The sequence below is a fragment of the Alicyclobacillus sp. ALC3 genome, assembly GCF_028751195.1.
Taxonomy (GTDB): domain Bacteria; phylum Bacillota; class Bacilli; order Alicyclobacillales; family Alicyclobacillaceae; genus Alicyclobacillus_L.
In genome coordinates this window covers 3655254-3681268 of the sequence record NZ_CP066784.1, presented here as the reverse complement: position 1 = coordinate 3681268, position 26015 = coordinate 3655254, and the positions used below count along the sequence as shown (strand labels likewise).

29 protein-coding genes are annotated in these 26015 nt (G+C 56.1%); 8 read left to right on the top strand and 21 right to left on the bottom strand.

Translation table 11 applies throughout. From position 1 onward, the window contains the following. Positions 1-81 precede the first annotated feature (81 nt). From speD to JC200_RS16895, 5 genes are all read right to left on the bottom strand, one after another. The gene (speD, locus tag JC200_RS16915) at positions 82-489 is read right to left on the bottom strand and encodes an adenosylmethionine decarboxylase (protein ID WP_274432869.1); all 408 of its coding nucleotides are present in this window, start codon (positions 487-489) and stop codon (positions 82-84) included. A 241-nt stretch (positions 490-730) separates the two neighbouring features. Next, positions 731-1624: an NAD-dependent epimerase/dehydratase family protein gene (locus tag JC200_RS16910; protein ID WP_274432868.1), complete on the bottom strand. Its 894-nt coding sequence runs from the start codon at positions 1622-1624 to the stop codon at positions 731-733. Then, entirely contained in the window at positions 1621-2745 is a 1125-nt protein-coding gene (locus JC200_RS16905) for a glycosyltransferase (protein ID WP_274432867.1), read from the bottom strand. The genes JC200_RS16910 and JC200_RS16905 overlap by 4 nt, the downstream gene beginning before the upstream one ends. Positions 2746-2749: 4 nt before the next feature. Continuing rightward, positions 2750-4081, bottom strand: coding sequence for a GH1 family beta-glucosidase (locus tag JC200_RS16900; protein ID WP_274432866.1), 1332 nt, complete (start codon positions 4079-4081; stop codon positions 2750-2752). Between the two features lie 26 nt (positions 4082-4107). Next, a complete protein-coding gene (locus JC200_RS16895; RefSeq protein WP_274432865.1) occupies positions 4108-4422 on the bottom strand; it encodes a hypothetical protein in 315 nt (104 codons plus the stop codon). Positions 4423-4571: 149 nt separating this feature from the next. Between JC200_RS16895 and JC200_RS16890 the strand changes: the two genes are divergently transcribed. After that, entirely contained in the window at positions 4572-5417 is an 846-nt protein-coding gene (locus JC200_RS16890; protein WP_274432864.1) for a zinc metalloprotease HtpX, read from the top strand. Between the two features lie 71 nt (positions 5418-5488). On the opposite strand, the gene JC200_RS16885 is transcribed toward JC200_RS16890, so the two are convergent. The 5 genes from JC200_RS16885 to JC200_RS16865 form a co-directional block, all read right to left on the bottom strand. Beyond that, positions 5489-6697, bottom strand: a complete 1209-nt coding sequence (locus JC200_RS16885) for an ABC transporter permease (protein WP_274432863.1) — start codon at positions 6695-6697, stop codon at positions 5489-5491. Then, the gene (locus tag JC200_RS16880; RefSeq protein WP_274432862.1) at positions 6694-7386 is read right to left on the bottom strand and encodes an ABC transporter ATP-binding protein; all 693 of its coding nucleotides are present in this window, start codon (positions 7384-7386) and stop codon (positions 6694-6696) included. The genes JC200_RS16885 and JC200_RS16880 overlap by 4 nt, the downstream gene beginning before the upstream one ends. Beyond that, entirely contained in the window at positions 7379-8434 is a 1056-nt protein-coding gene (locus JC200_RS16875) for an efflux RND transporter periplasmic adaptor subunit (RefSeq protein WP_274432861.1), read from the bottom strand. The genes JC200_RS16880 and JC200_RS16875 overlap by 8 nt, the downstream gene beginning before the upstream one ends. A gap of 155 nt (positions 8435-8589) precedes the next feature. Next, the gene (locus tag JC200_RS16870) at positions 8590-9135 is read right to left on the bottom strand and encodes a hypothetical protein (protein WP_274432860.1); all 546 of its coding nucleotides are present in this window, start codon (positions 9133-9135) and stop codon (positions 8590-8592) included. A gap of 24 nt (positions 9136-9159) precedes the next feature. Further along, a complete protein-coding gene (locus tag JC200_RS16865; RefSeq protein WP_274432859.1) occupies positions 9160-9423 on the bottom strand; it encodes a DUF3905 domain-containing protein in 264 nt (87 codons plus the stop codon). Positions 9424-9548: 125 nt separating this feature from the next. Between JC200_RS16865 and JC200_RS16860 the strand changes: the two genes are divergently transcribed. Then, positions 9549-9908, top strand: a complete 360-nt coding sequence (locus JC200_RS16860) for a hypothetical protein (protein WP_274432858.1) — start codon at positions 9549-9551, stop codon at positions 9906-9908. Positions 9909-10000: 92 nt separating this feature from the next. Next, on the top strand, positions 10001-10438 hold the full coding sequence (locus tag JC200_RS16855) for a CBS domain-containing protein (RefSeq protein WP_274432857.1): 438 nt from the start codon (positions 10001-10003) through the stop codon (positions 10436-10438). A 90-nt stretch (positions 10439-10528) separates the two neighbouring features. Here JC200_RS16855 and JC200_RS16850 read toward each other — a convergent pair whose 3' ends face one another. The 9 genes from JC200_RS16850 to JC200_RS16810 form a co-directional block, all read right to left on the bottom strand. Further along, positions 10529-10906, bottom strand: coding sequence for a phage holin, LLH family (locus JC200_RS16850; RefSeq protein WP_274432856.1), 378 nt, complete (start codon positions 10904-10906; stop codon positions 10529-10531). A 175-nt stretch (positions 10907-11081) separates the two neighbouring features. Continuing rightward, positions 11082-11297, bottom strand: coding sequence for an alpha/beta-type small acid-soluble spore protein (locus JC200_RS16845; protein ID WP_274432854.1), 216 nt, complete (start codon positions 11295-11297; stop codon positions 11082-11084). A gap of 108 nt (positions 11298-11405) precedes the next feature. Further along, positions 11406-12539 (bottom strand): citrate synthase, encoded by a 1134-nt coding sequence (locus tag JC200_RS16840; RefSeq protein WP_274432852.1) that lies wholly within the window; start codon positions 12537-12539, stop codon positions 11406-11408. 255 nt (positions 12540-12794) lie between these two features. Next, entirely contained in the window at positions 12795-13730 is a 936-nt protein-coding gene (locus tag JC200_RS16835; protein ID WP_274432851.1) for a phosphosulfolactate synthase, read from the bottom strand. 87 nt (positions 13731-13817) lie between these two features. Further along, complete coding sequence (locus tag JC200_RS16830) at positions 13818-14354, bottom strand: manganese efflux pump MntP (RefSeq protein WP_274432849.1); 537 nt, start codon at positions 14352-14354, stop codon at positions 13818-13820. Next, positions 14351-15718, bottom strand: coding sequence for a glutamate ligase domain-containing protein (locus tag JC200_RS16825; protein ID WP_274432847.1), 1368 nt, complete (start codon positions 15716-15718; stop codon positions 14351-14353). The genes JC200_RS16830 and JC200_RS16825 overlap by 4 nt, the downstream gene beginning before the upstream one ends. Then, entirely contained in the window at positions 15708-16673 is a 966-nt protein-coding gene (trxB, locus tag JC200_RS16820; RefSeq protein WP_274432846.1) for a thioredoxin-disulfide reductase, read from the bottom strand. The genes JC200_RS16825 and trxB overlap by 11 nt, the downstream gene beginning before the upstream one ends. 156 nt (positions 16674-16829) lie before the next feature. Then, on the bottom strand, positions 16830-17660 hold the full coding sequence (locus JC200_RS16815) for a dienelactone hydrolase family protein (RefSeq protein ID WP_274432845.1): 831 nt from the start codon (positions 17658-17660) through the stop codon (positions 16830-16832). Positions 17661-17701: 41 nt separating this feature from the next. Beyond that, the gene (locus JC200_RS16810) at positions 17702-18172 is read right to left on the bottom strand and encodes a MerR family transcriptional regulator (RefSeq protein ID WP_274432842.1); all 471 of its coding nucleotides are present in this window, start codon (positions 18170-18172) and stop codon (positions 17702-17704) included. A 210-nt stretch (positions 18173-18382) separates the two neighbouring features. Here JC200_RS16810 and JC200_RS16805 point away from each other — a divergent pair, with 210 nt between their 5' ends. Both JC200_RS16805 and JC200_RS16800 read left to right on the top strand, forming a co-directional pair. Beyond that, positions 18383-20263 carry an MFS transporter gene (locus JC200_RS16805; protein WP_274432840.1) on the top strand — a complete coding sequence of 627 codons (1881 nt, stop codon included), beginning with the start codon at positions 18383-18385 and terminating at the stop codon, positions 20261-20263. A 16-nt stretch (positions 20264-20279) separates the two neighbouring features. Continuing rightward, complete coding sequence (locus JC200_RS16800) at positions 20280-21374, top strand: hypothetical protein (protein ID WP_274432839.1); 1095 nt, start codon at positions 20280-20282, stop codon at positions 21372-21374. Positions 21375-21466: 92 nt separating this feature from the next. Here JC200_RS16800 and JC200_RS16795 read toward each other — a convergent pair whose 3' ends face one another. Further along, complete coding sequence (locus JC200_RS16795) at positions 21467-22894, bottom strand: NAD(P)/FAD-dependent oxidoreductase (protein ID WP_274432838.1); 1428 nt, start codon at positions 22892-22894, stop codon at positions 21467-21469. Positions 22895-23137: 243 nt separating this feature from the next. Here JC200_RS16795 and JC200_RS16790 point away from each other — a divergent pair, with 243 nt between their 5' ends. Beyond that, on the top strand, positions 23138-23788 hold the full coding sequence (locus tag JC200_RS16790; protein ID WP_274432837.1) for a DedA family protein: 651 nt from the start codon (positions 23138-23140) through the stop codon (positions 23786-23788). 291 nt (positions 23789-24079) lie between these two features. Next, a complete protein-coding gene (locus JC200_RS16785) occupies positions 24080-24508 on the top strand; it encodes a DUF4395 domain-containing protein (RefSeq protein WP_274436578.1) in 429 nt (142 codons plus the stop codon). An 11-nt stretch (positions 24509-24519) separates the two neighbouring features. Here JC200_RS16785 and JC200_RS16780 read toward each other — a convergent pair whose 3' ends face one another. Then, on the bottom strand, positions 24520-25116 hold the full coding sequence (locus JC200_RS16780) for a GNAT family N-acetyltransferase (protein WP_274432836.1): 597 nt from the start codon (positions 25114-25116) through the stop codon (positions 24520-24522). Between the two features lie 210 nt (positions 25117-25326). Here JC200_RS16780 and JC200_RS16775 point away from each other — a divergent pair, with 210 nt between their 5' ends. Further along, positions 25327-25857 (top strand): YceI family protein, encoded by a 531-nt coding sequence (locus JC200_RS16775; RefSeq protein WP_274432835.1) that lies wholly within the window; start codon positions 25327-25329, stop codon positions 25855-25857. Positions 25858-26015 lie beyond the last annotated feature (158 nt).

The following is a 26015-nucleotide window of genomic DNA, read 5'->3' as shown; positions in this document are numbered from 1 at the left end:
CTCACAAAAGGGGGTGCCGCCTTGGCACCCCCTGATTTATATGACCACGAGTTCAGTCGCAACCAACGGCTGTTGGCAGAATTAATGATTTTGCGAAACAGACAGGACGGACGACTGAGACCGTACTTCTGACACGTTAATTGGCCCGACACCGCGCGGCACCTCGATGGACTCCCGTTGGGTGGCCCCAAGTGCCTCGGTGATAAAGTCACACGCCACGTTCGGATCAATGCGATCACCGCACGTATACACATCAATGCTGGCATACCCGTGTTCCGGAAAGCTGTGAATGGTCAGATGCGATTCCGAGATGATGACCACGCCACTGACACCCTGAGGCGCAAACTTGTGAAACGCCACTTCCCGAACCTCGGCCCCAGCCCTTAAAGCTGCATTCACCATAATCTTCTCGATGCCTTGTACGTCGTTTAATTTACCAGCCGAGCAACCCCACAATTCAGCGATAACGTGACGCCCCATTGTGTCCATGACAAATACTCCCCCTATTCAAGCGAAATCCATGCCATTTCGGCATGCGGAGTCGGTTCATTCACCACGGGGGAAAGTTAGTCCGGTGAGGTCCTAACCCTTTAAGTGACGCCGATTCCGTTCATCAAGTAAAAAAGAACCACCGGTGTGTCCCGGTGTAGATTACGAGTGATAGTATAAGGTGCGAACCTCCAATTTGCAACACTTAGTTTTGCCCATCTCGGCGTCTTGACGCGCCTTGTTACTGTTTTTGTACGGCCGCAACGACTTGCCTGAGTCCTTCATGCAGCGATATCTTCGGCTCCCACTTCAGGATTTGACGCATGCGCGTTACGTCGTAGTAACTGGAGTGGATGTCGCCCGGACGGGTCGGCGCAAAATCAATCTCGACGTTGTGCTCCAGAATCTGTCCAATCATCCGCACGAGGTCGAGTACTTGCACCGGTTTGCCGCTCCCGATGTTAATCACCCAGTTGTCGGTTGTTGTCAACGCCAGCACGTTCACGGCGGCAATGTCATCGACGTGCACAAAGTCACGCTCTTGTGTCCCGTCGCCGTCGACGCGGACGTGTCCAGTCGTTGCCGCATCGTACGCGAGCTTAGCAATCACGGCTCCGGACTGGTGCCGTTGCTGTGGGCCGTAAATGTTGCCATAGCGGAAGATACCATAATTGAAGTATTCCTTATAAAACCCGCTGACATACTGCTCCATAGCCACTTTTGCGACTCCGTACGGGGATTGCGGCAACACCGGCACAGTCTCTGCAATTGGCGGAACAGCCGCATCTCCGTACACAGCTGCAGATGAGGCCACAACGACGCGCCGCGCACCGCTGTGGCGCGCGGCTTCAAACACCGCCAAGGAACCTTGCACGTTATCGCGCATGTCACCAATTGGGTCCTGCACTGACACGGGCACGCTGACTTGTGCAGCGAGGTGCATGACCGCGTCTGGCTTTTCGCGTTGGAACACTTCTTTGACAGCTGCGCTATCGGCAATGTCAATCGCGTAGTGACGATTCACGTCTGCGCCTGCACGGCGGTCGATGATGACAACTTCGTGATCGAGAGCGACAAGCGCACGCGCAGTGGCGCTGCCAATCAGACCACTGCCGCCAGTAATGACAACTTTCATCTAGACACACTCCCCAAAAACGTCTCATAGCCCTCCAGGTAAGAGGACACCATTTTCTCCGGCAGGTACTTCGGCAACACCTTCGCTGCAAACTTCTCCGTGTACGACCTGGCAAGTTCGGGGTTAGAGATTAGGCCAGAGATGGCGCCGGCCAATGCCACCGCATCGCCCACTGGCACGAGAGCCCCCGTTTTACCGTCATCGATCAAGTGGACGAGACCCGGAATGTTTGTGCCAACGTTCGGTGTTCCGACCCATCCGGCCTCAATCACGGCTGATGGCGCACCTTCACTTCTTGATGTTAGTACATGCACATCCAACCCGGCGTAAAACTGGGATACGCCCGAAATAAAGCCAAGGAAGTGAACGTGATCGGCTACACCAAGGTCCTTCGCCAGGTGTTCAAGTGGGTCCCGCTCAGGCCCGTCACCTGCGATCGCAAGGTGAACGTTCACAGATCGCAAGTTCTTTACAGCACGGATGAGCGTGCCGAGGTCCTTCACTTTGTCGAGGCGCGCTGCCACTCCGATGACTGGTACATCATCCGGGACCCCAAGTTGCTGTCGGAGCAAGGCTCGATACATGGCACGCGGTTCAGGCAGTACAATCGGTTCGACCGCGTTCGGTACAAACTTGCACGGTTTCCCCGGAAATAAGGCGGAAAAGTCTGGATTAACCACAAACACTCCTGCCGCTGAGCGAAGTGCTCTGCGGTGCAATCGAGGCAGGATGAGGGTCTTCCAACGGCTGGCCAAAAAGTCCAAATCAGGATGGCTGTGGATAGTCGACGTCCACCGGCAACCTGTCCGCTTTGCAATGCGCGCTGCAAGTACGTTCCAGCGTGGCCCGTGAGAGTGCAATCCCGCCCCAGGAGTTTCTTGAAGAACTTTCGCAACCTCCACAAAGGCCCGGCGACTCTCTGCGCTCACTCGCCGCACTCTCACACCGTGCGATTCCAGTTCCTTGAAACGGGAGTCCAAGTCCCCTTTACCGGCGATTAAGAATGTGACCTCTGCCGCCGCTGGTTGAGCGGACTTCCCCAGTGCTTTGGCGTATGAGACGAGGTGTGACGCGGCACCGCCCCGTTCATTGCCAGCAGCGAGCACGTAGACCTGGCGCATCCGCTCAGCCCTCACGATGCAAGGTGCGAGTTCCGATGACTCGCTGATACCAAAGCGCACTTTCTTTCAGAGTGCGCGCTTGTGTCTCGTAGTCGACGTAGACAAGTCCGAACCGCTTATCGTAGCCTTCAGCCCATTCAAAGTTGTCGAGGAGCGACCACACGTAATACCCGCGGACGTCCACCCCGGCAACGGAAGCAGCGAGCACAGCCTGCAAGTGCCGCTCCAGGTAGGCGGTGCGCTTGTCATCGTAAATCGCGCCCCCCTCCAGCACGTCCGCGAACGCAGCACCGCTCTCCGTGACGTAGATGGGTAGTTTTGTATAACCACTCGTCACTCGCTGCAGGACGCGGACCAGACCGTCCGGTTCGACTCCCCACCCGGATGCTGTGCGTTCACCGCTTGGCGGCAACAGCGCAGCCCGCAACAACGGGTCTTCCTGGTTTGCGGCAACGTACTGGCGTTGGTAGTAGTTGACCCCAACAAAGTCAAGCGGGGTCGAAATGCGTTCGAGGTCGCCAGGTTGAACTACACTGTCCACACCCAGGGCGCCAATCTCCTCAGGGTAGGATGCTTGAAAGACAGGGTCAAGAAACCAGCGGTTGAGAAAGACATCCATACGTGCCGCGGCTTCCGTGTCTTCCGCCCGCGCAGAGGCCGGCAAGACATCAGTCAAGATGTTCGTGATGCCAATCTCTGCTGTCATGTTTCGGCCGCGAAACGCTTCCACTGCCATGCCATGACCGAGCAAAAGGTGATGGGCTGCTGCCACTGTTGCGCCGAAGTCTTGCAACCCTGGCGCGTGGATGCCAAATGCGTGCCCGAGAACCGCGCTGCACCAGGGTTCGTTCACGGTGATGTAGCGAGAGACGCGCCCCCCGAAGCGTGCGAAAACGACGTCCGCATACTCCGCGAACGCCTTGGCTGTGTCTCGGTTGGTCCAACCGCCGCGATTTTGCAGTGCTTGCGGTAGGTCCCAGTGATACAACGTCGCCATGGGCTCAATGCCCGCTTCCAGCAGGGCCTCGATGAGGCGGTCGTAAAAGTCGAGACCTGCCTCGTTGACTCTGCCGACTCCCTCCGGCCGAACGCGCGGCCAAGAGATGGAAAAACGGTAGGACTGAACGCCGAGGTCCTTCATCAACTGGACGTCACCCACGTACCGGTGATAATGGTCACAGGCCACATCCCCGGTTTGCGCTCTCGCCGTCTTACCGGGGGTGTGGCTGAATACGTCCCAAATCGACGGCCCACGGCCGTCTTCTTCGACGGCCCCTTCGATTTGATAGGCACTCGTGGCAACACCAAACACAAAGTGCGGTGGAAACTCCGACATAACGCGCCTTCCCTTCCCCGCTATGGTCAGGACGGACGGTTGCCCTGTTTTGTGTGCTCCTCTATGTACGCCTGTAGGTCGTCTTCATGAAAACGTACTGCTTCACGATTCAACAACAAAAAGTCGATTGAGGTGCCGAGCTGGTCTGCAACAAAGCCGAGAATATGATGCCGCCTCACACTTTCGTCTGGCCAGAACACCGAAAAGGTACTTTCGATTTGTTTGTACTGTTGCTTGCTTAAGCCGTGAATCAAATGCAAGAACCCGTCAATAGGCAGTTCCAGAACATCGTAACTTTTACCGTCGTACTCGATGTTGACGCCTAAGCGCAACCCGGACACTTCCTTCCGAATGACAATCCACCGGGTGGTGGCTCACAACAAAGTATAGCGGAACAGCTTAGGGCAGACAAATAGCCTGTACGCCTCGTGCTTTTCGGAAGACCCTTGGCGCAGTAAAATGAAGTGGGAGTCAGGAAGGGGGTTCGACTGTGAACACGATTAAGACGTGGATTCTGATGGGGCTCATGACGGTCATTCTCGTCCTGATTGGGCGTTTCATCGGCGGTGCAGGCGGTATGTTGCTGTTCCTCGTGCTGTCCATCGTCATGAACGCCATCGCCTACTGGACAAGTGGCAGTATGGCGATCGCGATGACGCGTTCGGTTCGCGTCTCGGAGGCGGAACTGCCAGAGGTGTACGACATGGTTCGACGGCTCACGCAGCGCGCCGGGTTACCGATGCCCGAAATCTATGTCACTCCATCGGATCAGCCCAATGCTTTTGCTACGGGGCGCAACCCTGCACACGCGAAAGTCGCGGTCACCCAGGGCATTCTGCGCGCTTTGCCAGCGCGTGAACTGGAGGGCGTGCTCGCTCACGAGATTGGACACGTCCGCAACCGAGACATCTTAATCAGTTCCATGGCCGCAACGTTGGCTGGGGTCATTACGTATATTGCCAACATCCTGCAGTGGGGAATGTGGTTCGGCATGGGCAATCGCGATAACCGGGACGGCGGTGGCATCGCAGAACTCGCCATGGTGATTCTCGCGCCGATTGCGTCAATGGTCGTCCAACTGGCAATTTCCCGTTCACGTGAGTATCAAGCCGATGCAACAGGTGCGAAATTGGTCGGAGATGGGAATCCTCTCGCAGATGCCCTTGAACACTTGGAGAGCTACAGTCGGCGTATCCCAAACCGCGTTAACCCAGCGACCTCGCACCTGTTCATCGTAAACCCGTTGCGTGGTCAGCAGATGGTGCAGTTATTCAGCACACACCCGCCGACAGCAGAGCGCATCCGGCGACTGCGTGCAATGAGAGTGCACGGATAATGTAGGTACGCACTGCGCAAGCACACGGTCCACGTAAATCAGACAACAGCCCCCATTCCAATTGCCATGCCTTACTCGTAACGCAAGGCGTCGATTGGATTCAGGCGGGCTGCTTTGTTTGCCGGGTACAACCCGCACAACACGCCAATCACACCGGAGAACACGAAGCTTCCAACCACAGCCCACCAAGACACTGCGGCCGGCAACCCAGATACCCAGTGCACGATGGCGGCAACGAGGACCCCCAAACCGATGCCACAGCCGCCGCCGATGAGCGTGATCATCACTGACTCGACGAGAAACTGCAGCAGAATTGCCTTGCGTGTTGCACCGAGTGACATGCGGATCCCGATCTCTTGTGTCCGCTCTGTGACGGACACCAACATGATGTTCATGACGCCAATGCCACCGACAAGCAGCGCGATGCCAGCAATCGCCCCAACCACGAGCGTCAAAATACGCGTCACGGTACCGACCGTTTTCTCGATGCCAAGCAGGAAGCCGGAACTGTCTTCAAAGGCACCCGCCTGGTGGTCGTGGATGTTGAGCGCGAGTACGATTCGCTTCGACAGTTGCGCTTTGTTGACACCTGGGTAGGTTTGGATGTCCATCTCCGTGATGCCCCAGTTCGGGAACAAGTCTGCACAGGTGGTCGCCGGCATGTACGCGGTGTCTGACCCGTACACGGCCGAGAGGAAGTTGACCTGTGTCGACTGGGTGACGCCGATGACCTGCAGGGGTACGCCACCGATAGTGACTACCTGACCGATTGGGTTCTGTGCTCCAAACAACTTTTGCGCCAACGATTGATTGATGAGCACAACGCGACGGTGCGCAATGACGTCTGCCTGGGTGTACATCCGACCGCTCACGACTGCAAAATGGCCAATCTCGTTCAGGTAACTCGGCCCGCCATCAACACTGATGGACAGGGACTTAGTCGGAGTTTGAATGGTGGCTGTTCCGTACAGTGTGTAATACACGTTCTGCACCCCAGGGAAGGTACGGGCCAGGTCAAAGTCGGACTGAGTGAACTGCAAAATTTGTCCGGGTTGAGGAAGCCCGGGCGCTACCAACTCGCTCGGGATGATTTGGATAGTGTTTTGCACGCGCTGACTCTCAATGGTAGAGACGATTGCGGTTTGCCCGCCTTTTCCGATGGCCACAATGGCAATAATGGAAGCCACCCCGATGAAGATTCCCAGCATGGTCAGACTGGAGCGCAGCAGGTTGGCTCGCAGCGAGGTCAGAGCCGACAGCAGCATTTCTCCGGCACTCATGGCTGACTCCCCCCACTCCGTTGACCATCATCCGTTACCTGACCATCCTGCAGGCGCACGATTCGATCGGCGACAGATGCGACGTTCGCATCGTGCGTAATCACGACGACGGTTGCACCCGTATCGTTAAGGGATCGAAACAACTGCATAATGTCCTGGCCGGTGGCGCTGTCTAGGGCTCCGGTCGGTTCGTCGGCGAGTAAAAGCGCAGGTTCGTTGGCGAGTGCCCGCGCGATGGCGACTCGCTGTTTTTGACCACCAGACAGTTCGTTTGGCAGGTGGTGAATGCGGTCTTGCAGACCCATTTGCGCAAGCAACGCCTCGGCCCGTTCGCGACGTAGTCGTTTCGCTGTGCCAGCGTATACGAGTGGCAGTTCGACGTTGCGCAGCGCGGACATGCGCGGCAACAGGTGAAAGTTCTGAAACACAAAACCAATCTCTTGATTGCGAAGCTGCGCCAATTCAGTCGATGAAAGCATCTGCACGGCCCGCCCGCGCAGCCTATACGAGCCTGTCGTTGGCGTGTCAAGACACCCGAGAATGTGCATCAGCGTCGACTTGCCACTGCCCGACGGACCCATGATGCTGACGAACTCGCCTTCCCCGATAGTCAAGTCAATTCCGCGCAGTACTTCAAGCTCTTCCGGTCCCACACGGTAGCGCTTGCTCACATGCTGCAGTTCAATCATGGGCACGCACGACTTGGCCGGTTTGGAGATTGGCCGGCGGGTTGTCTACTACTTGCATGCCTGCGGTCAGTCCCTTCGTCACCTCAACCACCGAGGCACCAGTGATTCCAAGGGTTACGGGCCGACTTTCCACACGCCCATTTTGGTACACAAACACGGCGTAGTTCGCACCTTCTTGGACCAACGCGTTGTAGGGTACGACTGGGACATTCCTGTGAGTCTGACTCACAATCTGCACGTTCACGGCGTACCCAAGCGGTACGTTGAAACCTGTCGGTGCGCTGATGTCGACTTCAACTTGACCGCTGCCCGAAGTACTCTGCTCTGCATACGGAGCAACCAGTGTGATGTGACCAGTCCATGTCTTGTTCGGATAAGCGTCGCTGGTAATCGTAGCTTTCATCCCGGTTCTCAGCCGAACTGCATCGACCTCTGACACGTACACGAGCACCTGCGACTGGCTACCAACAAGTTCAAGCAGCGGCGCCGAACTGCCACCCGGCGCCACACCCATCGGGTTCTCCATCAAGACTTTTCCTGCAAAATTTGCCGTAATCAGTGTCGCAGTGTAAGCCATTTGTGCATTTGCCAATTGTGCCTTGGCTTGTCCAACCGCAGCCTGTGCATTCATCAGCGCGGGATATAACTGAGGCTGCAGCGTGACGGGCGCAGCACTGTACTGCGCTTGTGCCTGGGAATACGTGCGCTCTGCAGCGCTGTAGGCTTGCTGTGCGCTTTGCAATGCAGATTTCTGAGGAGCGTTCTGAAGGGTGATGAGTGTCTGCCCCTTCGCCACCTGCGCTCCCGGCGCCACGTCAAACTGACTGAAAGGCTGGGGCAAAGACGTGTAGTCGATGACCTGGCGCTCTGTAGGCCGGACTGTACCGGAGGTAAAAACCTGGTTCTTCAAGGTTTGCGTGCGTACGGTCGTCACTTGCACTGTTGCTACGCGGTTCGCCAGCCATAGCCAAACAACTGCGATCACAACTGCCACGACAACGGTAATGCCCAGAATCCACCAACGTCTAGACCTGCTTTGCTCTTTCACGCTCCTCACCCCACCCTCACATTACACCACGTACAGCGCGATTCATAAAGGGTTCAGGTTGCCGCAACGTAACAAGGGCAGACGGCATAAAGCCACCTGCCCTAAAGACTGTGCGTATAGCTGATTGACATCTACCGTGACTTGCGTCGGCCGACTTAGTTCGAACGACGGTACGACGGTTGTTCTGACTGACGTAAGCTCGCGTTTTGTTGGTTGAACGCAGCATCCGCCTGCAGAACCGCGTGGAGTGAAGTCTGATTGACACTAGCGGCAGACGAACGGTTCGACATCCCCTGATACTGCGATGCCGTTTCGCTCGCGTTCCCCTGGTACTGCGAGACACCCTGGGGCCGCGCCGCGCCGTACGACGAACCCTGAATCTGAGTCGCGCCCATGTAGGACGAGCCGCCCTGATACTGAGAAGTGGTCATTCCTTGCGGCTGTGACGCCGAAGCAAACTGTGCAGCTGATTGATACTGCGAGCCGTAGGACCCCGCCAAATTGGTACCGCCGTACTGCGAACTCCCATAACTGCGACTTTGACTGCCCATCATGGACTGCTGCTGCGACTGTCTGCGCTGCTCTTCTTGCTCGACATCGCCCGTCACCATCTGAAGTCGATTCTGCAGCGACTGACACTCCTGGGCTATTTGGCGCGCCTGGTGTTGCAACTGTTGCAGTTCTTGAATGATTTGATGCATGCGGTGTCGTGCCTCCTTTGCGATTTACCCTTCGCCTTCCGAAGTGAACACATCGTCCTCTAGGCCATACGTGGTGTCGTGCTGCGGGTGCATGAACTGGGCACCAACCTGAGTGCCGCCTTGCCCTTCTGCAATTCGCTGTGCACCAGGGTCTTCCTGAGCACTAAGGCTGGCCCACTCATCCCCCGCCATCATGGCAGGGTCGATGTCCTTCGACCAGTGATCGAGCGGTGTCTCCCGCCACAACGGAACGTCTTTGCCCGGTTCTGTCCTCGATTCGTCTGCCATTGCCGACACCTCCAATCCCTTGGACTGTGACACACCGTTAGGATGTGATAAATCACCGACGCTATGCAGTTCATAGTTCGTCCAACTGCCTCATATCCATGGAATGAAAGATAGGAGGACACCCTATGTACGCGCGGACCTATGATCGCCTCGTCGGCTGGTTGTTTTTTGCTCTCGGTATTGCCGGCTTGTTCGTTCAACACCTGGCAACATACGCTGTACTGACTGGACCCGAAACAATCCTCAACCTGAGTGTCGGTCTCGCCGGCATGAGCGCGGCAAGGCGCCGAACACGCACGTCTACCGTCAGTGCGACACTGGTCGGGGTCGGACTCCTGCTCTGGGGCATCTGGGGTTTGGCTTGGCCACAATCTGTGCTTGGGACAGCGGAGCCACTCGAGGTGGTTGTACACATCGTCTGCGGACTCTGGGGCATGTATGTCGCTGTCCATGATGTCAATGAATGGCGGCGCCACATTGCCTGAGTCCTTCATATCCCGTCCCTGCCTGCGCATACTAACGCGCGGGGGAAACCCTGCGTGCGGTCAAATGCGACAAGGTCAAAGGGGGCGAACCGATGAAAATCCAAGACCTGATGACGAAAGACGTCCAATGTGTTCGTGACAGTGAACCGGTGCAACGTGCAGCGCAGATTATGGCGCAGGTTAACTGCGGATCCGTTCCGGTCTGTGATGAACAAGAACACGTCACGGGCATGGTAACCGACCGCGACATCGCGATTCAAGTTGTTGGGAACGGAAAGCAGAATGCGACGTGCCGCGACGTGATGTCGCGTGAGGTTGTGACAGTCAAGCCGGACACGGATGCGCACGAAGCCGCCGACCTGATGGCGCAACACCAGATCCGGAGGTTGCCTGTTGTTGATGCGAACGGCAAACTCTGTGGAATCTGCGCAATTGGTGATTTGGCAACGGTGGATATTCACATCAATGAGGCAGGGGATGCCCTGAGCAAGATTTCTGTCCCGACGGACACGTCAAACGCCATTCACTGATTGCGCGAGTAACTAACCAACGAACAAAGTGTCTCAGAGGAACCTTCCTCTGAGGCACTTTGTCGTTCTGACACGAAAGCGCGTTTCTTTTTAAGCGCTTTGCCCGGGGCTTGGGCCACTGCTCTTTGTGTTCAATTGTTTTGCCTCCGATACGGCCTGCTCAATCGCTGCGCGGAGTTCAGACTCCGACAAATGTAGCCCCTGACGACTGGCCACTGTGCTCGCGTAACTGAGCGCATGACTGAGCCTTTCCTGTCCCGATGACGTCGAGAATGCCGCCTCAGCATAACGGAATGCCTCACGGCCAATTTGCCCAAGCACCTGGCGCTCCTTGAGCGTCGTGTGGCTGTCCAGCCACCGCTTCAGCATTGGCATACTGCGGTGAAGCAAAACCAATAGTGAAATGATGACGAGTTGCAACAAGACCAGCACAGCACGGTCTAACACGTTCATCCAGATCTGTTGCACGGGCTGCTCCTCCTTCCCGATGTGGAGATGCGGTGACCCGATGGAATCGGGGACCGCTCTTGACAGCACATCGTATGAAGGAGAGGCGCACGCTGCCCATGCCGGGCGTACAATACAGGAAGGGCCCTGTCTGAGACAGGGCCCTTCCCTATTCAATACCCGACTCGCGATTCAATTAGGAGCGGCCAGCCAGTTGCTGTTCCGCCAAGGCCACCAGTTTACGAGTGATGTGTCCACCAATCGCACCGGTGTCACGCGTTGCCATCGTGCCCCAGTAGCCATCCTGAGGGGTCGAGATGCCCAGTTCAGAAGCAACCTCGTACTTCAGTTGATCGAGAGCCTTTGCTGCACTTGTCACCACTGGCTGATTACGTTTTTGTCCTTGCGCCATGTGGTATCACCTCCTTATGGGCGTTATTGTCCCCGCCCACGGAGGCAGTACACCTGTTACATTCTGCTACATGTTCCATCTCGAACAGTCGATTGCAAAGCCTGCTGCTTACCGCTCATCCAACGGTTGAAACGCGACGTGCGTTGGACCTGTGTACTCCGCCCGTGGCCGAATCAGGCGGTTGTTCGCATACTGCTCCAACACGTGCGCAGTCCAGCCCGCGGTCCGACTACAGGCGAAGATCGGCGTAAAGAGGTGGGTCGGCAAGCCGATAGCGTAGTACGTCGACGCAGAGTAGAAGTCGACGTTGGGATATAGTCCCTTCTGGGCCATAACTTCCTTCTCGATGACCTGCGACATTTCATACCACTTTGTCTGGCCTGCGCGTTCTCCAGCCTCTTTGCTCAAACGGCGTAAGTGCGTAGCACGCGGGTCGTCGGTCCTGTACACACGGTGTCCGAAGCCCATGATTTTCCTGTGTTCAGCCAACGCGTTGGTAATGAAGTCATGTGACTTTGAAGCATCGTTGATTTCCAACAACATTTTCATGACCTGCTCATTGGCGCCGCCGTGCAGGGGGCCTTTGAGCGTGCCGATGGCTGAAGTAATCGCGGAGTACATGTCCGACAACGTGCCGGCCGTGACGCGCGCTGAGAACGTCGACGCGTTCAGTTCGTGGTCTGCATGAAGAATAAGTGCCGTGTTAAACGCCTGCTCGGTGAACTCATCGGGGGCCTCACCGCGCAGTAAATAAAAGAAGCTGGCCGCTGCGCTCAACTCTGGGTTGGGCTCAATCGGGTCCAGTCCCTGGCGAATTCGTTCAAATGTGGTGACAATCGTAGGAACCTGTGCAACCAGGCGAATCGCCTTGCGAACGTTTGCCTCGCGCGACTCGTCGCCGTCATCCTGGTCGTACAGTGCAGCGTATGACACGGCTGTTCTAAGTACCGCCATAGCGTTTGCGTCAGTCGGGACTTCATGCAGGAACGATAATACCGTCGGGTGCAGTGCCCGGTTGTCAGCAAGGTCCTTGCGCAGGTCGTTCAGTTCAGAACGCGTAGGTAAGGTACCATGCCACAACAGATACACGACCTCTTCGAAACTGGCATGTCCGTTGATCAAATCGTGAATATCAAATCCATGGTATAGCAGTCGGCCTTCTTTGCCGTCGACAAAGCAAATTTCAGACGTGTTGGCAACCACATCCTCCAAACCTGCGACGAACCCAGTGTCTTTGGCCAAAAGAGTTCCCTCCCTCTCCAGTGCTGCATTCCCATTCAGGTCTTGCCCCCGCGACGCCGCCCTGCAAAGTCCCATCCGCTTTCATTATACTAACCGTGATTGGGCTGCACAAACGTCGGACAGTATTTTGACGCATTTTGGAGCTTCTTGACGCAGCTTTGACACAGCTTGTCTTCCTAAGCGGGGCGCGCGAGAGCGCAGTCTCACACGCCAACGGGAGCACCGACTCCCGAACGTTTGGTCGGCCCGGTATGGTCACCCCGACGGAGTCCACAAAGTAATTCCGTCGCCCCCCTGGTTTCCTTTGCGACGCCGCAGCGAAAATGAGCTGTTAGAAGGATTTTCGCCATTTTGCATCCGTCGCGCTTCTCCGACGGCATCCGCCATGGCGTATTCGCCGCTCAGCGTTGGGCGCAGCGTGTCGCTGCGAAGGCCTCGCCGAGTGGCCTCCAGCGTCACGATGTCGAGTGGCGCCACGTTCCCGAGGTTGACCTGATTGCCCATGTGATTGATGTAAAATACCTGTTGCTTCGCAAGTGGGGCTTCCCAGATGAGCCGCGTGCAGAGCGGTCCCACCGTATGCAGCAGAGCATCAACGTCCTCTGTGCGAACGTTGCCATCTGAATCGTAAACGCCAATTCCTTTGCCGGCTTCACGTCCCTCTACCACGATGTAATTGGCTCCGCTGTTTAAATCGCCGTGGATAATCTGCGCCTGTTCAGACACTGGCAAAAATGTTCCGGGGATTTTCTTGCCGACTTCGGACAACACAGTGAAACCCATCTTGCGAGCCGTGCGGATGATTTCGCGGCGTGTCCGCAGTGGCATGTTCACTGTGCCATCCGACACCTCTACCACTTTGAGTCCAGCCTCTTGCAGGGCGGCAAGGTAGTCACGCCAGCGCCCTTGAACGTATGCGATTTCCAGCGAAGTTCCGCCCGGGTAAGCTTCAATCTCGTACTCTTGGCACAACATGACCTTATCCATGATCCGCTCCGGTGGACAGACGCTGGCGCTCGCAAATCCAAACTTCCAGTAATCAATGTAGCCAGATGCAAGTTGAAACAAGTCGCGCATCATCGTGATCGGCAATCCTTTGTCAATGACCATCGTCAGCCCGCCGATCCGCGGCTTGTCGACTCTCCCCGCTAACGCATCCTCCAGATGTGCACTCCAGTACTTTGACTCCACTGCACCCGCCCCTTTACATCGGTCTGACGCGAGTAGTATATGGGCAGGTGCCAATTGGCGTGCCGGGGATTCAAAGGAGTACCACGGTCAGCGAAACAACATCAATCCGGCGGTAGCAATCAGCACTAAACCTGTCAACAAGTCCGTGGAGAGGCGGACGGCGCGGCCAATCCAGCGACCGAGTTCAAGTCCAACAAACGTCATCACGAGACTGACTGCACCGAAGACGAAGGCTGATTCGACCAGGGAAACATGGAACATGCCAAGCCCAAAGCCAACCGTCAGGTTGTCCAAACTCATCGCAACGCTAAGAACGACAAGGCGAAATCCGGAAAGGTCGTGCTTCGTCTCAGAGTGGCTGTCGGTCCGCATCTGAAGTAGTGAGTACACGCCTGCACCGACCAAAACAACGATGCCCGCGTAGCGAGCTGGGGCACCAATGAGACGCGCAGCCCCTTCACCCAGTGCAACGCCTAGCACCGGCATAAGCGCCTCAAACAAGGCAAACAACACGGCGGTAGCGAACTGCCGCTTGCGGCTGATTCCTGCCGAACCAAGCGCAATCGCGGCGATGCTGTTATTGAGTGCCAGAGCAAGTGCCAGCATCACCAGTTGCCAACTCACCGCACTACCCCTCCCGGTTGACTCACCGTCCACAGCGACTGTGTGGGCGCAGCAAAATAAAGCAAAGCATCTCCGACGAACGACTGGGTACCAAGCACCAACAAGAGGTCGTCATCGCCCAACCGCCTGTCTGCAGCCCGCACGGCGTCACCAATGTCCGTACACTCCTCTACGTCCGCGAGGAAGGTGCGCGAAACGGAAGCCACGCCTGCATCGAAGTGCAGGTGTGGGTTTCTCGCCTTGGCCACGACGACAAATGAGGCCAACGGGCACAGCACCTCAAGTACTCCCGTCACATCCTTGTCCGCCGGAAGCCCGAACACCAGTCCAACCTGGCGGTCTGCATGACGAACAAGCCAATTGTTTAGCCACGCGGCGACAAAGCGCGCAGAGTCACGGTGAATGGTGCCGTCGACTACAGTGAGAGGCCTTTCTCGGACGACTTGCATACGACCAGGTAGTTGTAACTGCCGCAGGTCAATTGGAGTTGGCACTCGCCTTGCTAGTTCCGGCCACACCTCGAATACGGCGGTCGCCCCCGCCGCGGCCACTTCTGCGTTTACAGCCAGGTAAGGGCCCCCGCTTGGCAGCTCGACGTCGACGGCCCGGCTACCAGGGCCAGGCAAATACACCCTAGGCGCCTGCAAGCCTTCAGCTTCGACAATTTCGAGGCGTGTGCCGTGTCGCAGACAGGCAGCGTGCAGTGCGGTCAACACGTCACTCGTCTGCTGGTGACTGACGACAAATTTGGTCGCGTCAGTCACCACTCCCGCCTTCTCGCGAGCGACGTCGGCCAATGTGGGTCCTAACTCTCGGGCGTGTTCGAGAAAAATCGGTGACACAACGGCCACTGCATGCAGGACTTGGTTGACGTCGTCATGCAGCGCGCCGCGTCCGCATTCGTAGACGTTCACGTCTGTCGATTGTTCACGAAACCACAGTGCGGCGACGACGGCCAACAAGCCGACAGGGCCTATGTACTGTCCTTCTGGCACTGGCAGGGTCTCTGAGACTTGCGACACTTGCCTCATCAGACGCGCAAAGTCTGATTCCGGAATTGGGGTGCCATCGACTCGGAACCGCTCCATGAAGTCTACTAAATGTGGCCCAGTAAAGAGGCCGACGCGAAGCCCTGCCCGCTGCAGAATAGCTGCGAGTAGAATCGCGTGCGACCCCTTCCCTTTGCTGCCTGTCACCATGACGTTGCGCGTGTCATCCGGACGGTCGAACTGGTCGAGGAGGAGACGCGTCCACTCGGGGTGACGAATTTCGCGATCAGGCTTGCCTTCAACAAACGATTTTGCACGGTTATACGACTTGTACGCCAGACCAATCACGTCACGCATGAACGGGTCAGTGCGCACCTGCAGAAGACATCGACCAGTCGTGGGAACTCGAACCCTCGAGGAACTTCTCCACGTCCATCGCAGCTTTGCAGCCACTGCCTGCAGCCGTAATGGCTTGGCGATAGTGTGGGTCCATGACGTCACCACACGCAAAGACCCCTTCGACAGTCGTCGCTGAGGAGACGCCCTGCGTCTTGATATAGCCAACACTATCCAATTCAACCTGCCCATTTAAGAAGGTGGTGTTGGGCTGGTGACCGATTGCTACGAACAGGCCTTCCGTCGGAAGCGTGCGCGTTTCCCCAGTCTCATTGTCCTTGACCTCGAGGGCAGAGACTTTGCCGTCCTGCGACTGCACCGAAACCGGCGTGACGTTCAGCGCCCATTTGATTTTCGGATTGTTGCGAGCACGCTCTTGCATCACTTTTGACGCCCGCAGCTCGTTTCGACGATGCACAATCGTGACCTCACTGGCGAATTTGGTCAGGAAGGTCGCTTCTTCCATAGCTGAGTCTCCACCGCCAACCACCAAAATCGGCCGATTACGGAAGAAGAACCCATCACACGTGGCGCACGTTGAAACGCCACGTCCAATCAACTCTGACTCGCCTGCGATGCCGAGCATTTTGGCGGATGCGCCTGTAGAAATAATCAATGCTTCCGCCTCGTACTCATCTTCGTCGTTTACCGTCACTCGAAATGGACGTTTGGACAAGTCTGCTGCCGTCGCCCAGCCATGCACAAACGTCGCTCCAAAACGCTCGGCTTGTTTGCGCATGTTGTCCATTAGCTCTGGACCCATGATAGCATCCGGGAAGCCCGGGAAATTTTCGATTTCGGTTGTCAGTGTCAACTGCCCACCAGGTTCATTACCTTCTACAACCACTGGCTTCAGGTTTGCTCGAGCGGCGTATATCGCTGCAGTCAGACCTGCTGGTCCGGTGCCGAGAATCATCACTTGATGTCGTTCCATCTGTATCAGCCTCCTCGTTTTAGTGTATCAGGATTTGTTGCCAAATGCATGCCGCGTCTAATGAATTGGCAGAGTACACAGGCAAAACAGGGCAGGTGAACCGATCGGTTCACTCCTGCCCCACTGTTGTTGCCTAACTGACTGTTCACGTCAGCCCTACTTCGACGTCTGACCCAACACTTCGTTGAAGAAGGACAGTGTCTTGGCGAGCGCGTCACGGGCCGCATTCACCTCATACGATGGACGACCATCATTGAAGAAGGCGTGATTCGCGCCCTTGTAAATGTCAACTTCCACAGATTTGCCTGCTTTGCGCATGTTCTCTTCGAACGTCTGGATGGCCGGGATGAGACGGACGTCGTCTTCCCCGTAAAAAGCGCGCACGGGGCAAGTAATTCGGTCGATCCCAGCTTCATCCGGCAATACGCTACCGTAATAGACGGCTGCGCCACGCAGGTCTGGGTCACTCGCCGACAGCAGAGCGGACAGGCTGCCGCCCATGCAGTAGCCAACAGAGGCGACACCTTGTCCTTTGCTCGGTTCGTAGGTCTCGCGTAAAAAGGCTGAAGTCGCCGTGACTTGCGGCATGTAGCGGTCCATCTGCAGGCCGCCAAACAGTGTCGAAAATGTCTCGCCAATGGCCTTTTGTTCTTCCTCCGGCAACTTCGCAAGCGCCGCTGCACGGTCGTCGGCGTTGTGCCAGACTGACGGCGGTACAGAGTTGAGGAACTGTTTCACCAACCCAATGCGCTCTGTCCGCAGGGTTTCCGGCCGTTCACCGTTCACAGCGTACAGGTCAGGCGCAAAGGCGACGTATCCTGCCTCGGCAAAACGGGTCGTGACATCCTGAATGTGCTCGTCGACACTCCAAATCTCCTGAATCACAATGACGGCTGGCAGCGGTGTCTTCGCGTTTTCCAGCACAGCTGCAAAGCCGAGGTACTGGTTGTCAGCGCCATAACGCACCCATTCCGTTTTTACTGACATGTCTTCATCCCTTTCTTCATGTAGGCGTTGTGTGCAATCCATCAAAACTTCACCTGTTGTTCCTGGAAGTCCCTGATGCGTTGCAAGCGATCGGAGAACCCTTTACGGATCGTCTTCAGTCGTTTCAGCTTTTCATCGATGTTACCGAGAACCTCTTCAATACGGCGAACAGACTCATCCAGCAACTGCTGGCGCTGTTCGTCGGTCATCTCCTGAGTGTGCCAAGTCGCTCTGATCTCGTCAAGCACGCGTTCGTGATCGAGGACCGACTTAATCTCCTGCAAGGAGTAGCCAAGTGACTCCTTTAGCCGCAGGATGCGCCGCAGTTTCTCTACCCCGGCATGGTCATACAGGCGGTGTCCGCCTGCAGTCCGAGACGCAGGTTCGACAAGGCCCACTTCCTCGTAGTAATGCAAGGTCCGCGGTGTCACACCTAGCTCTTTAACGACTTCCTCAACAGTAAACGACAACCTGTCGTCGTCGAGGTGCTCCGTGTCCTGTTCTTTGCCCATGTCGTAGACGGGCCTCCAATGCCTGAGGATTTGCGGCGACATTATAGCATGACTCTCACGTGAACGTCCATTTCCAGACGCAGTAAATTTCCCGGAAACGATAAATGTAACGTTGACGTAAGATGTATATGTTTGTTAAGATCTTCTGTGGGAAATTTGTGGATGGCGTGACCTAGTTTTGTTTCAAAACAGACAAAGGGAGTGGTACTGTTGGCAACTGCGTCAATCTCGAGGCGCGGCACTGCGTACAAGTGGATTGCGCTCTCAAACACAACGTTAGGTATCTTGATGGCCGCCATCAACGGGACCATCCTCATCATTGCACTGCCTGTTATTTTCAAGGGCATCCAGGTGAATCCGTTGCAAGGTGGACAGACCGGTCTCCTGTTGTGGGTGCTGCTTGGCTTTAACGTCGCCACGACGGTACTGCTCGTGACGTTCGGGCGGTTGTCCGACCTGTTCGGGCGCGTCCGACTGTACAACTTGGGGTTTCTGATTTTCACTATCGGCTCAATTTTGTGCTCGCTGACGTGGAGTAAAGGTTTGAACGGCGAAGTTGAACTGATTATTTTCCGTATCGTCCAAGGTGTCGGTGGTGCATTTCTGTTTTCCAACAGCGCTGCCATCCTGACAGACGCTTTCCCTGGCAACCAGCGTGGGCTGGCACTTGGCCTCAACCAAATCGCCGGGGTCGGCGGTGGCGTCATCGGTCTAGTCGTTGGCGGCTTGCTCGCTGCCACAGGGCACTGGCGCTGGATTTTTCTCGTCAACGTTCCAATCGGAATTATCGGAACCGTCTGGGCGTACGTCGCACTGCGTGAATTGACCACCCGCCCTGAGCGGCACAAGATAGATTTCTGGGGCAACATTACGCTGGGTCTCGGCATTACCGGCATCATGCTCGGGCTCACATATGGCATCATGCCGTACAAGAAGTACACCATGGGTTGGCACAGTCCATTTGTGATCACGTCGCTCGTCGTCGGCGTCGTGATGTTACTCCTGTTCGTATGGATTGAGAATATCGTCGAAGACCCGATGTTCTACATGCACCTATTCAGGATTCGCGCGTTCGCGTTTGGCAACATGAGCAGTTTTTTTGGAGCTCTGGCCCGCGGTGGTTTGCAGTTTATGTTGATTATCTGGTTGCAAGGCATCTGGTTGCCTCTGCACGGAGTATCGTACACGAACACACCTCTGCGGGCCGGCATCGATACGCTGCCACAAATGGTTGGCTTCCTGTTGGCGGGTCCCATCAGCGGCTATCTGTCGGACCGCTTTGGCGCTCGCCTGTTTGCCACAGGCGGCATGGTCGTCAGCGCGATTGGCTTTCTCCTGCTCTTAACCTTGCCATTCAACTTCCACTACTGGCCGTTTGCAGTGTACCTGTTCATCATTGGCTGTGGCATGGGCCTGTTCGCTTCGCCAAACAGCGCATCGATCATGAACTCGGTGCCCCCCCGCTTTCGCGGCGCTGCATCTGGCATGCGCGCGACGTTTATGAATGCCGGTCAGATGATGAGCATGGGTGTGTTTTTCAGCATCGTGATCGCCGGACTCGCAGCACATCTGCCACACGCTCTGACCACTGGTTTGACCGCGCAGGGCCTACCTGCCGCAGTTGTCAAACAAGCGGCGTCACTCCCGCCGACGATGGCGCTGTTCTCGGCGCTGCTCGGCTACAACCCGATGGCGCACATGATTCCGGTAGCGGCGCTTGCGGCGTTGCCGGCAGCGAGTTACAAACTGCTACTCGGAAAGACGTTCTTCCCTCACCTCATTGGCGCCCCCTTCATGAAGGGGTTGGCAGAGGCGTTTTGGATCTCGTTTGGATTGTCGCTGGCCGCCGCCATTGCGTCGTTGTTCCGCGGCCGACACTTTGTCTATGAGGAAGAAACGACTCCGGTCGCGAGAGTTGAAGACGGTCACGCAGCGGTCTTGCGTGACCTCCAATTGCTCGGCGTGCTCGCCGCGTGGAAGGCCCGTGACGCAGCGAAACCAGGCGCTTCTGCTGAAGACCGCCGGAAACTCGAGCGAGCCCTAACGTTACTCGAAGCCATTCAGGAAGAGAAGCTCAAACCACAGGGCTAAAGGAGGCGAGCGCACCATGAGTGATGTAGACCAGGCCCAAAGCGCTGAACTGGCACGCATGATTAATCGCTTGGCACAACTCGAGCTCGACCGGGTGAGGCACTCGTCTCCTGCTACGTCCGACCTTGACGAGCGGATGGAAAAATTGCTTGAAACGGTTGCTGGGCGCCAAGCTTCAGCGGAACACCCGGACACAGTGAAAGCGGTCGGTGTGCCACTGCCGAGTCCGGAAGAACTCGACGGTATGTTGACCAGAGCGATTGACGAACTGATAGCGATGTACGGACCGCCTCGAGCTGCACCTGCCGAACGAGCCGCCCAGCGAACGACCGAGCGCTCCGCCGCACGTGCGACCGAGCGTGCGACCGAAACCCAACTCAAGGCCGCAGCGGACGCAGAGAACGTGGCTTCGCTGTTCAAGCACGTGCCAATGGAAGATACGGACCTTGACGCTTTGATGGAGCGCGTCTTGGGTCTGCTTGCAACCCAACGTAGGGGTGAAGCGCCCGACATTCCTGCGCAAATGGGAGAGGCCACCCGACAGCGACCTGTCGACGAGACGACAGTGTCCACGCGGCGCGAGCCGGACTTATTAGAACTCGCCGAACTCGTGCGCCAGGACCTGCAAGGCCCAAGTAACACGGCACCCGACTCAAGTCCTGGCCAACCGCGACCAATCCCTGAACCAGCAGACAGTTCCCCGCTGAGAGTGGTCAGTAAACCAAGCTACAGCTTCCATGTCGAAGACCTGAAGCTCGAGGGAACGGTGCGCGACGCATGGATTGCCGCTTTCAACCGGCTGTCGGACGACCAGCGTATTCTCGGGTGGGTTGCCTTTCATCACGGTGTGTTGGCTGCCGCCGATCACGCCTATGACCCGGCGTTCGTCGCATCTCTCGCCACTTACTACCAAGCCACAGAGAAACTGTGCGACAAAATGGGCACCCTACACGCTGTTCGCTTTCACGTCGACGCGCAGGAAGGCGTCATGTCGTTCCTGCCTGCACACGACGATATGTGGCTGATGCTGTTTGCAAGTGCCCACACAGACGTCGAGCAGTTGCTCACCTACATTCCAGGCATCAAAGCCGCCTCTGAGTTCGCCCGCTGAGAAGAGCATCTGCAAAGCACAAAATCCCGACCATGAAAATGGGCTTGCGGCATTCCACCGCAAGCCCTGACTGTTCGCGCAAACCACGTCACTTAGTTGAGTTCACTGATGATGTTTCTCGCTGCGTACACGCCACTGCTTGCTGCCTGCGAGATCCCGCGAGAAATTCCCGGCCCGTCACCCGCACAGTACAGACCGCCCACCCGCGTCTGAAGCTTGTCGTCCACGTCCGCACGGGAAGCGTAGAACTTCGCTTCGACGCCGTAGAACAGCGTGTGTTCGCTCGCGATGCCTGGCGTTACGTGATCGAGTGCTTCGACCATTTCCTGCAAAGCTACCATCGTCTTGTAGGGCAGTACCAGACCGAGGTCACCGGGAACCGCCTCCTTCAGCGTTGGCTCAACAAACCCTTCCTGAATTCGCGCCGGCGTACTGCGCCGCCCCTTGAGAATATCTCCGTACTTCTGCACCATAATGGACCCGTCGGAGAGGGCATTTGCATGGGCGCAGATTTGTCGGGCAAACTCGTTTGGCCGGTCAAACGGTTCGGTGAATCGGTGGCTCACGAGCAGCGCAAAGTTGGTGTTTTGCGTGCCAAGCGCTGGGTCTTTGTAAGCGTGTCCGTTCACAGCCATAATCCCGGTATGATTTTCCACCACGACGTGACCGGACGGGTTACTGCAAAAGGTGCGCACCCGCAGCCCGGTCGAAGGCGAGTTGAAGATAAACTTACCTTCGTACAGGTGTTCGTTAATCTCTTTCATGATCACGTTCGAGGTCTCGACCCGCACGCCGATGTCGACCTGGTTGTTGCTCATCTTTAATTTGTGTCTCCGGAACAACTCCGACAGCCAAGTCGCGCCGTCCCGCCCTGGCGCGAGAAGCAGCCGTTTGGTGTAAATCGTGTCCCCGCCGCGAACGGTGACGCCGCGGATCTCACCGTTTTCTGTAATTAGGTCTTCCACAAATGTCCGAAAGCGCATTTCGATGTGTTGATCGAGGTATTTAAAGATGCTGTTCATGAGTTCAAGGTTACGGTCTGTGCCGATGTGACGCACTTGGGCGCGCAGCAGTTTCAACCCTGCCCCCATGGCGCGCCGTTCAATCGCGGCGACTGCCTCTGTAGTCGGGTCCGTGATCGTCTGAGGTGCGTCATGGGCAAGGTTGATGTCGTCTACATACCGGATCAGTTCGAGTACCTTTGACGGTGGCAGGTAATCTGTCAGAAAGCCACCGAATTCGGATGTGATGTTAAACTTGCCATCGCTGAAGCTGCCCGCTCCACCTGCTCCGTTGATGATGCCACAGGCAGGCCAACAACTGGCGTAGTCCTTGATTTTGTTCGCCGGCGGGCACTTGTCTGTCTTACCCTCCATGATGGGACAGTGGCGGTATTTCGCTTCCATACCTTTATCGATTAGGAGCACTTTCAGCTCCGGAGCCTTGCGCGTGAATTCGTAAGCCGCGTAGAGTCCAGCTGGGCCCGCACCGACAATCACAACGTCGTACGCCGCACTCATGGGTTGTTCCTCCTCAGGGCAGCGAGCGCTTCGGCTGCTCGCGCCAATCACCATTATACTGTGGCAGGCAAGAGAAATATCCGGCCAAACGGAAATATCCGCCCAAACGGAAATATCCGGCCATTGGCCTTCACGGTGAACTTTGAACATTGTCTTCACATCTATTACAGGAGTGCATGCTACAATGACACTGCCGTTAGAGAATTAACAGACAAACTATGCTACAGACAAGGATGGCGAACAATGAACTTTATGCACTGGGTTCAAGTGTACGGCTACACCGGTATGTTCGTCATGCTCGCGTTGGAGTACATCATTTTAATTGTTCCAGGTGAGACGACGCTTACAACGGTTGGAATCCTGTGGAAAAACGGTTCGTCGCACTTTCACTTTCTCCCGCTGTTGGCGGCTACGAGCCTGGGCACGTTCACCGGCGCGATGATTGCGTACGCGATTGGCCGCTTTCTGGGCCGACCGATTGTGTTGAAGTACGGCAAGTACGTGTTTCTCACCGAAGCGCGGCTGCGCCAGAGTGAGCGGCTGTTTGAGCGGCAAATGATTCTCACCCTAGCCCTTTCCCGCTACATTGCGGTTGTGCGAGACGTGATACCCTATATCGCCGGAATAAACAAGGTCAAACTGCGAATTTTTGTCCCGGTTATCTTCCTGTCTTCCATTCTCTGGACCGCGAGCTTTCTAGCCGCCGGAACACTGATTGGGCGGGCTCTGTCGTTTGTTGTGGCCCACTGGAAGCTAGCGATTATCCCTGCAGTGCTCATCTTGGTCGCGGGCTACTTTGCCTACCGGGCTTTGCACAAGAAAATGGAGAGTGCGCTGTCTGGCGATGAGCCAGAGGAGCCGGTATCGAAGACCGGAAACACGCGCAGTATGTAGCACGAGCGTCAATGCGTAGCACGAGCGTCAATGCGTAGCACGAGCGTTAATGCGTAGCACGAGCATTAATGCGTAGCACGAGCGTCAATTAGAACTGGTACGGCCGTCGGTGAATGTCCGCCGACGGCTTTTTTATGTCGACTTCTCCTTGGCAAATTCACGAACGTGCGGTATTATGACGGTGTAATACTCATAATTCCGATATGATAGGTGTGATTTAGCGTGAGTAAAACCAACGTATCTAACACTGCGTCTGCCCATGTGCAGACAACGCCTGCTCCTGGGCCAACTGTGGTGTTTTCTATTCCCCGCCCATTGGTACGAACGAACCAGTGGTTCATCGTGGCATCCGTTGTCACCACATGGGTGACTGGACTCTACTGGATTCTCGCTGTGCCGCTTGTGGCAGGACTGCTCGGACTCGTGACAGGTTTTAATCCCATCATGCGCTTCGCAAAACTGTTTTTGCGCAAAGCGCCGAAGGAGTACGCGCAAGAAGACCGTGATCAACAGCAGTTTAACCAAGTCATCGCCATCACGTGTCTGGTCATCAGCCTAATCGCGTACACCCTTGGTTGGATGTGGATCGCGGACATCTTCTCCGCACTTGTTGCCGCCGCGGCGTTTGTCGCGATTCTCGGATTCTGCATCGGCTGCTTCATTCGTTTCCAGTGGTCGCAGTATCGCTACCGCCGTTCGATGCGTGCGCAGCGTCCGTGAGTTCTCCTCAATCAATGTGCGGACAGCAATCCCTGTAGACGATCACGCACACTTGGCCACTCGTCATCCAGGATGCTAAACATAACGGTGTCACGGATGTAACCGTCCGGTAGCAACCGATGTTTGCGCAGCACGCCCTCCTGTTTAGCACCAAGGCGCGCAATGGCCGTCTGAGAACGGACATTGCGCCCGTCTGTCTTCAGTTGCACACGCAGTAACTTGAGTTCCTCGAAGCAGTACTTTAGAAGCAAAAGCTTCGACTCCGTGTTGATGGCCGACCTCCAGACCGATGGAGTGAGCCACGTGTGACCAATTTCCACCTGGCGGTGAACTGGCGAGTAGTCAAACAGCCTCGTGCTTCCGACCACGCGACCGGTCGCCAATTCTACGTTGACGAGCGGCAACTCTGTCCCCACATCGCGATTACTCAACGCATTTTCCACATACGCAACCGCATCGTCTCGTGTGTGAATGCGGTCGAACATGTAGTCCCAAATTAGTTCGTGTCGACCGGCCTCATAAATCGCGTCTATGTGGTCGACAGATAGCGGAACAAGCTTTACCCACTGGCCGGATAGTGCCTGCAACGGCCCATCAATTCTCGCCATACTTCCCCCCCCTGATACAGTAGATGATGCGATCATCGTAGCATCGCTGGAGTTCAACGTCGAGGAGGACGAAAACACGCGGATACTCCGCATTTTGTTGATTAGCCACTTGACAATAGTAAGTGTAAAGAGGATACTAGCTTAGTGCACACTATACATTTAGAAGTAGATAACGTAATGTAACATACTTAAAGGGAGGATACTCTTACAATGGCAAACGCTAAATGGACCGTTGACCCAGCTCACAGCAGCATCGACTTCTCAATCAAGCACATGATGGTTACGACGGTGCGCGGACAGTTCACAGCCTTTACCGCAGATGTCAACGCCGACCCGGAGAACCTGGCAGACGCTGATATCAACTTTACGATTGATACGGCATCAGTCGATACCCGCAACGCCGATCGCGACAACCACCTGCGGTCTGGTGACTTTTTCGACGCTGAGAAATACCCGACGATGACGTTTAAGTCCACCAAAATTGAGGCGAAGGGTGGAAACGAGTACGCCATCACCGGCGACTTGACCATCCGTGATGTGACTCACCCGGCAACGTTCGACGTGACCTACGAGGGGACCTACAAGGACCCATGGGGCAATCAGAAGGCCGGCTTCACGGGTGAGACGAAAATCAGCCGCAAAGACTGGAACCTGAGCTGGAACGTTGCACTCGAAGCAGGCGGCGTATTGGTCAGCGACCAAGTGAAGATCTCCTTCGACATTCAGGCTACACAAGCCTAATCAGCTATACCTTGAGTGCGGGTGGACTGCCTGCGTGCCAGGCTGTGTAGGGGCCCTGCGGTGCACCCGCATGCTGAGCCAACCTGCTGTACCTCTACTTGATAAAATGTCGCTAGTCACGGTGTCTTAACTTATCCGTGTTAGCGACATTTTTCACA

Bases quoted from the DNA above. Each gene is read 5' to 3' on its own strand.
- speD (WP_274432869.1), bottom strand. From the start codon at position 489: ATGGACACAATGGGGCGTCACGTTATCGCTGAATTGTGGGGTTGCTCG.
- JC200_RS16910 (WP_274432868.1), bottom strand. From the start codon at position 1,624: ATGAAAGTTGTCATTACTGGCGGCAGTGGTCTGATTGGCAGCGCCACT.
- JC200_RS16905 (WP_274432867.1), bottom strand. From the start codon at position 2,745: ATGCGCCAGGTCTACGTGCTCGCTGCTGGCAATGAACGGGGCGGTGCC.
- JC200_RS16900 (WP_274432866.1), bottom strand. From the start codon at position 4,081: ATGTCGGAGTTTCCACCGCACTTTGTGTTTGGTGTTGCCACGAGTGCC.
- JC200_RS16885 (WP_274432863.1), bottom strand. From the start codon at position 6,697: ATGAGTGCCGGAGAAATGCTGCTGTCGGCTCTGACCTCGCTGCGAGCC.
- JC200_RS16880 (WP_274432862.1), bottom strand. From the start codon at position 7,386: ATGATTGAACTGCAGCATGTGAGCAAGCGCTACCGTGTGGGACCGGAA.
- JC200_RS16870 (WP_274432860.1), bottom strand. From the start codon at position 9,135: ATGCATCAAATCATTCAAGAACTGCAACAGTTGCAACACCAGGCGCGC.
- JC200_RS16865 (WP_274432859.1), bottom strand. From the start codon at position 9,423: ATGGCAGACGAATCGAGGACAGAACCGGGCAAAGACGTTCCGTTGTGG.
- JC200_RS16860 (WP_274432858.1), top strand. From the start codon at position 9,549: ATGTACGCGCGGACCTATGATCGCCTCGTCGGCTGGTTGTTTTTTGCT.
- JC200_RS16855 (WP_274432857.1), top strand. From the start codon at position 10,001: ATGAAAATCCAAGACCTGATGACGAAAGACGTCCAATGTGTTCGTGAC.
- JC200_RS16845 (WP_274432854.1), bottom strand. From the start codon at position 11,297: ATGGCGCAAGGACAAAAACGTAATCAGCCAGTGGTGACAAGTGCAGCA.
- trxB (WP_274432846.1), bottom strand. From the start codon at position 16,673: ATGGAACGACATCAAGTGATGATTCTCGGCACCGGACCAGCAGGTCTG.
- JC200_RS16815 (WP_274432845.1), bottom strand. From the start codon at position 17,660: ATGTCAGTAAAAACGGAATGGGTGCGTTATGGCGCTGACAACCAGTAC.
- JC200_RS16810 (WP_274432842.1), bottom strand. From the start codon at position 18,172: ATGGGCAAAGAACAGGACACGGAGCACCTCGACGACGACAGGTTGTCG.
- JC200_RS16800 (WP_274432839.1), top strand. From the start codon at position 20,280: ATGAGTGATGTAGACCAGGCCCAAAGCGCTGAACTGGCACGCATGATT.
- JC200_RS16795 (WP_274432838.1), bottom strand. From the start codon at position 22,894: ATGAGTGCGGCGTACGACGTTGTGATTGTCGGTGCGGGCCCAGCTGGA.
- JC200_RS16790 (WP_274432837.1), top strand. From the start codon at position 23,138: ATGAACTTTATGCACTGGGTTCAAGTGTACGGCTACACCGGTATGTTC.
- JC200_RS16780 (WP_274432836.1), bottom strand. From the start codon at position 25,116: ATGGCGAGAATTGATGGGCCGTTGCAGGCACTATCCGGCCAGTGGGTA.
- JC200_RS16775 (WP_274432835.1), top strand. From the start codon at position 25,327: ATGGCAAACGCTAAATGGACCGTTGACCCAGCTCACAGCAGCATCGAC.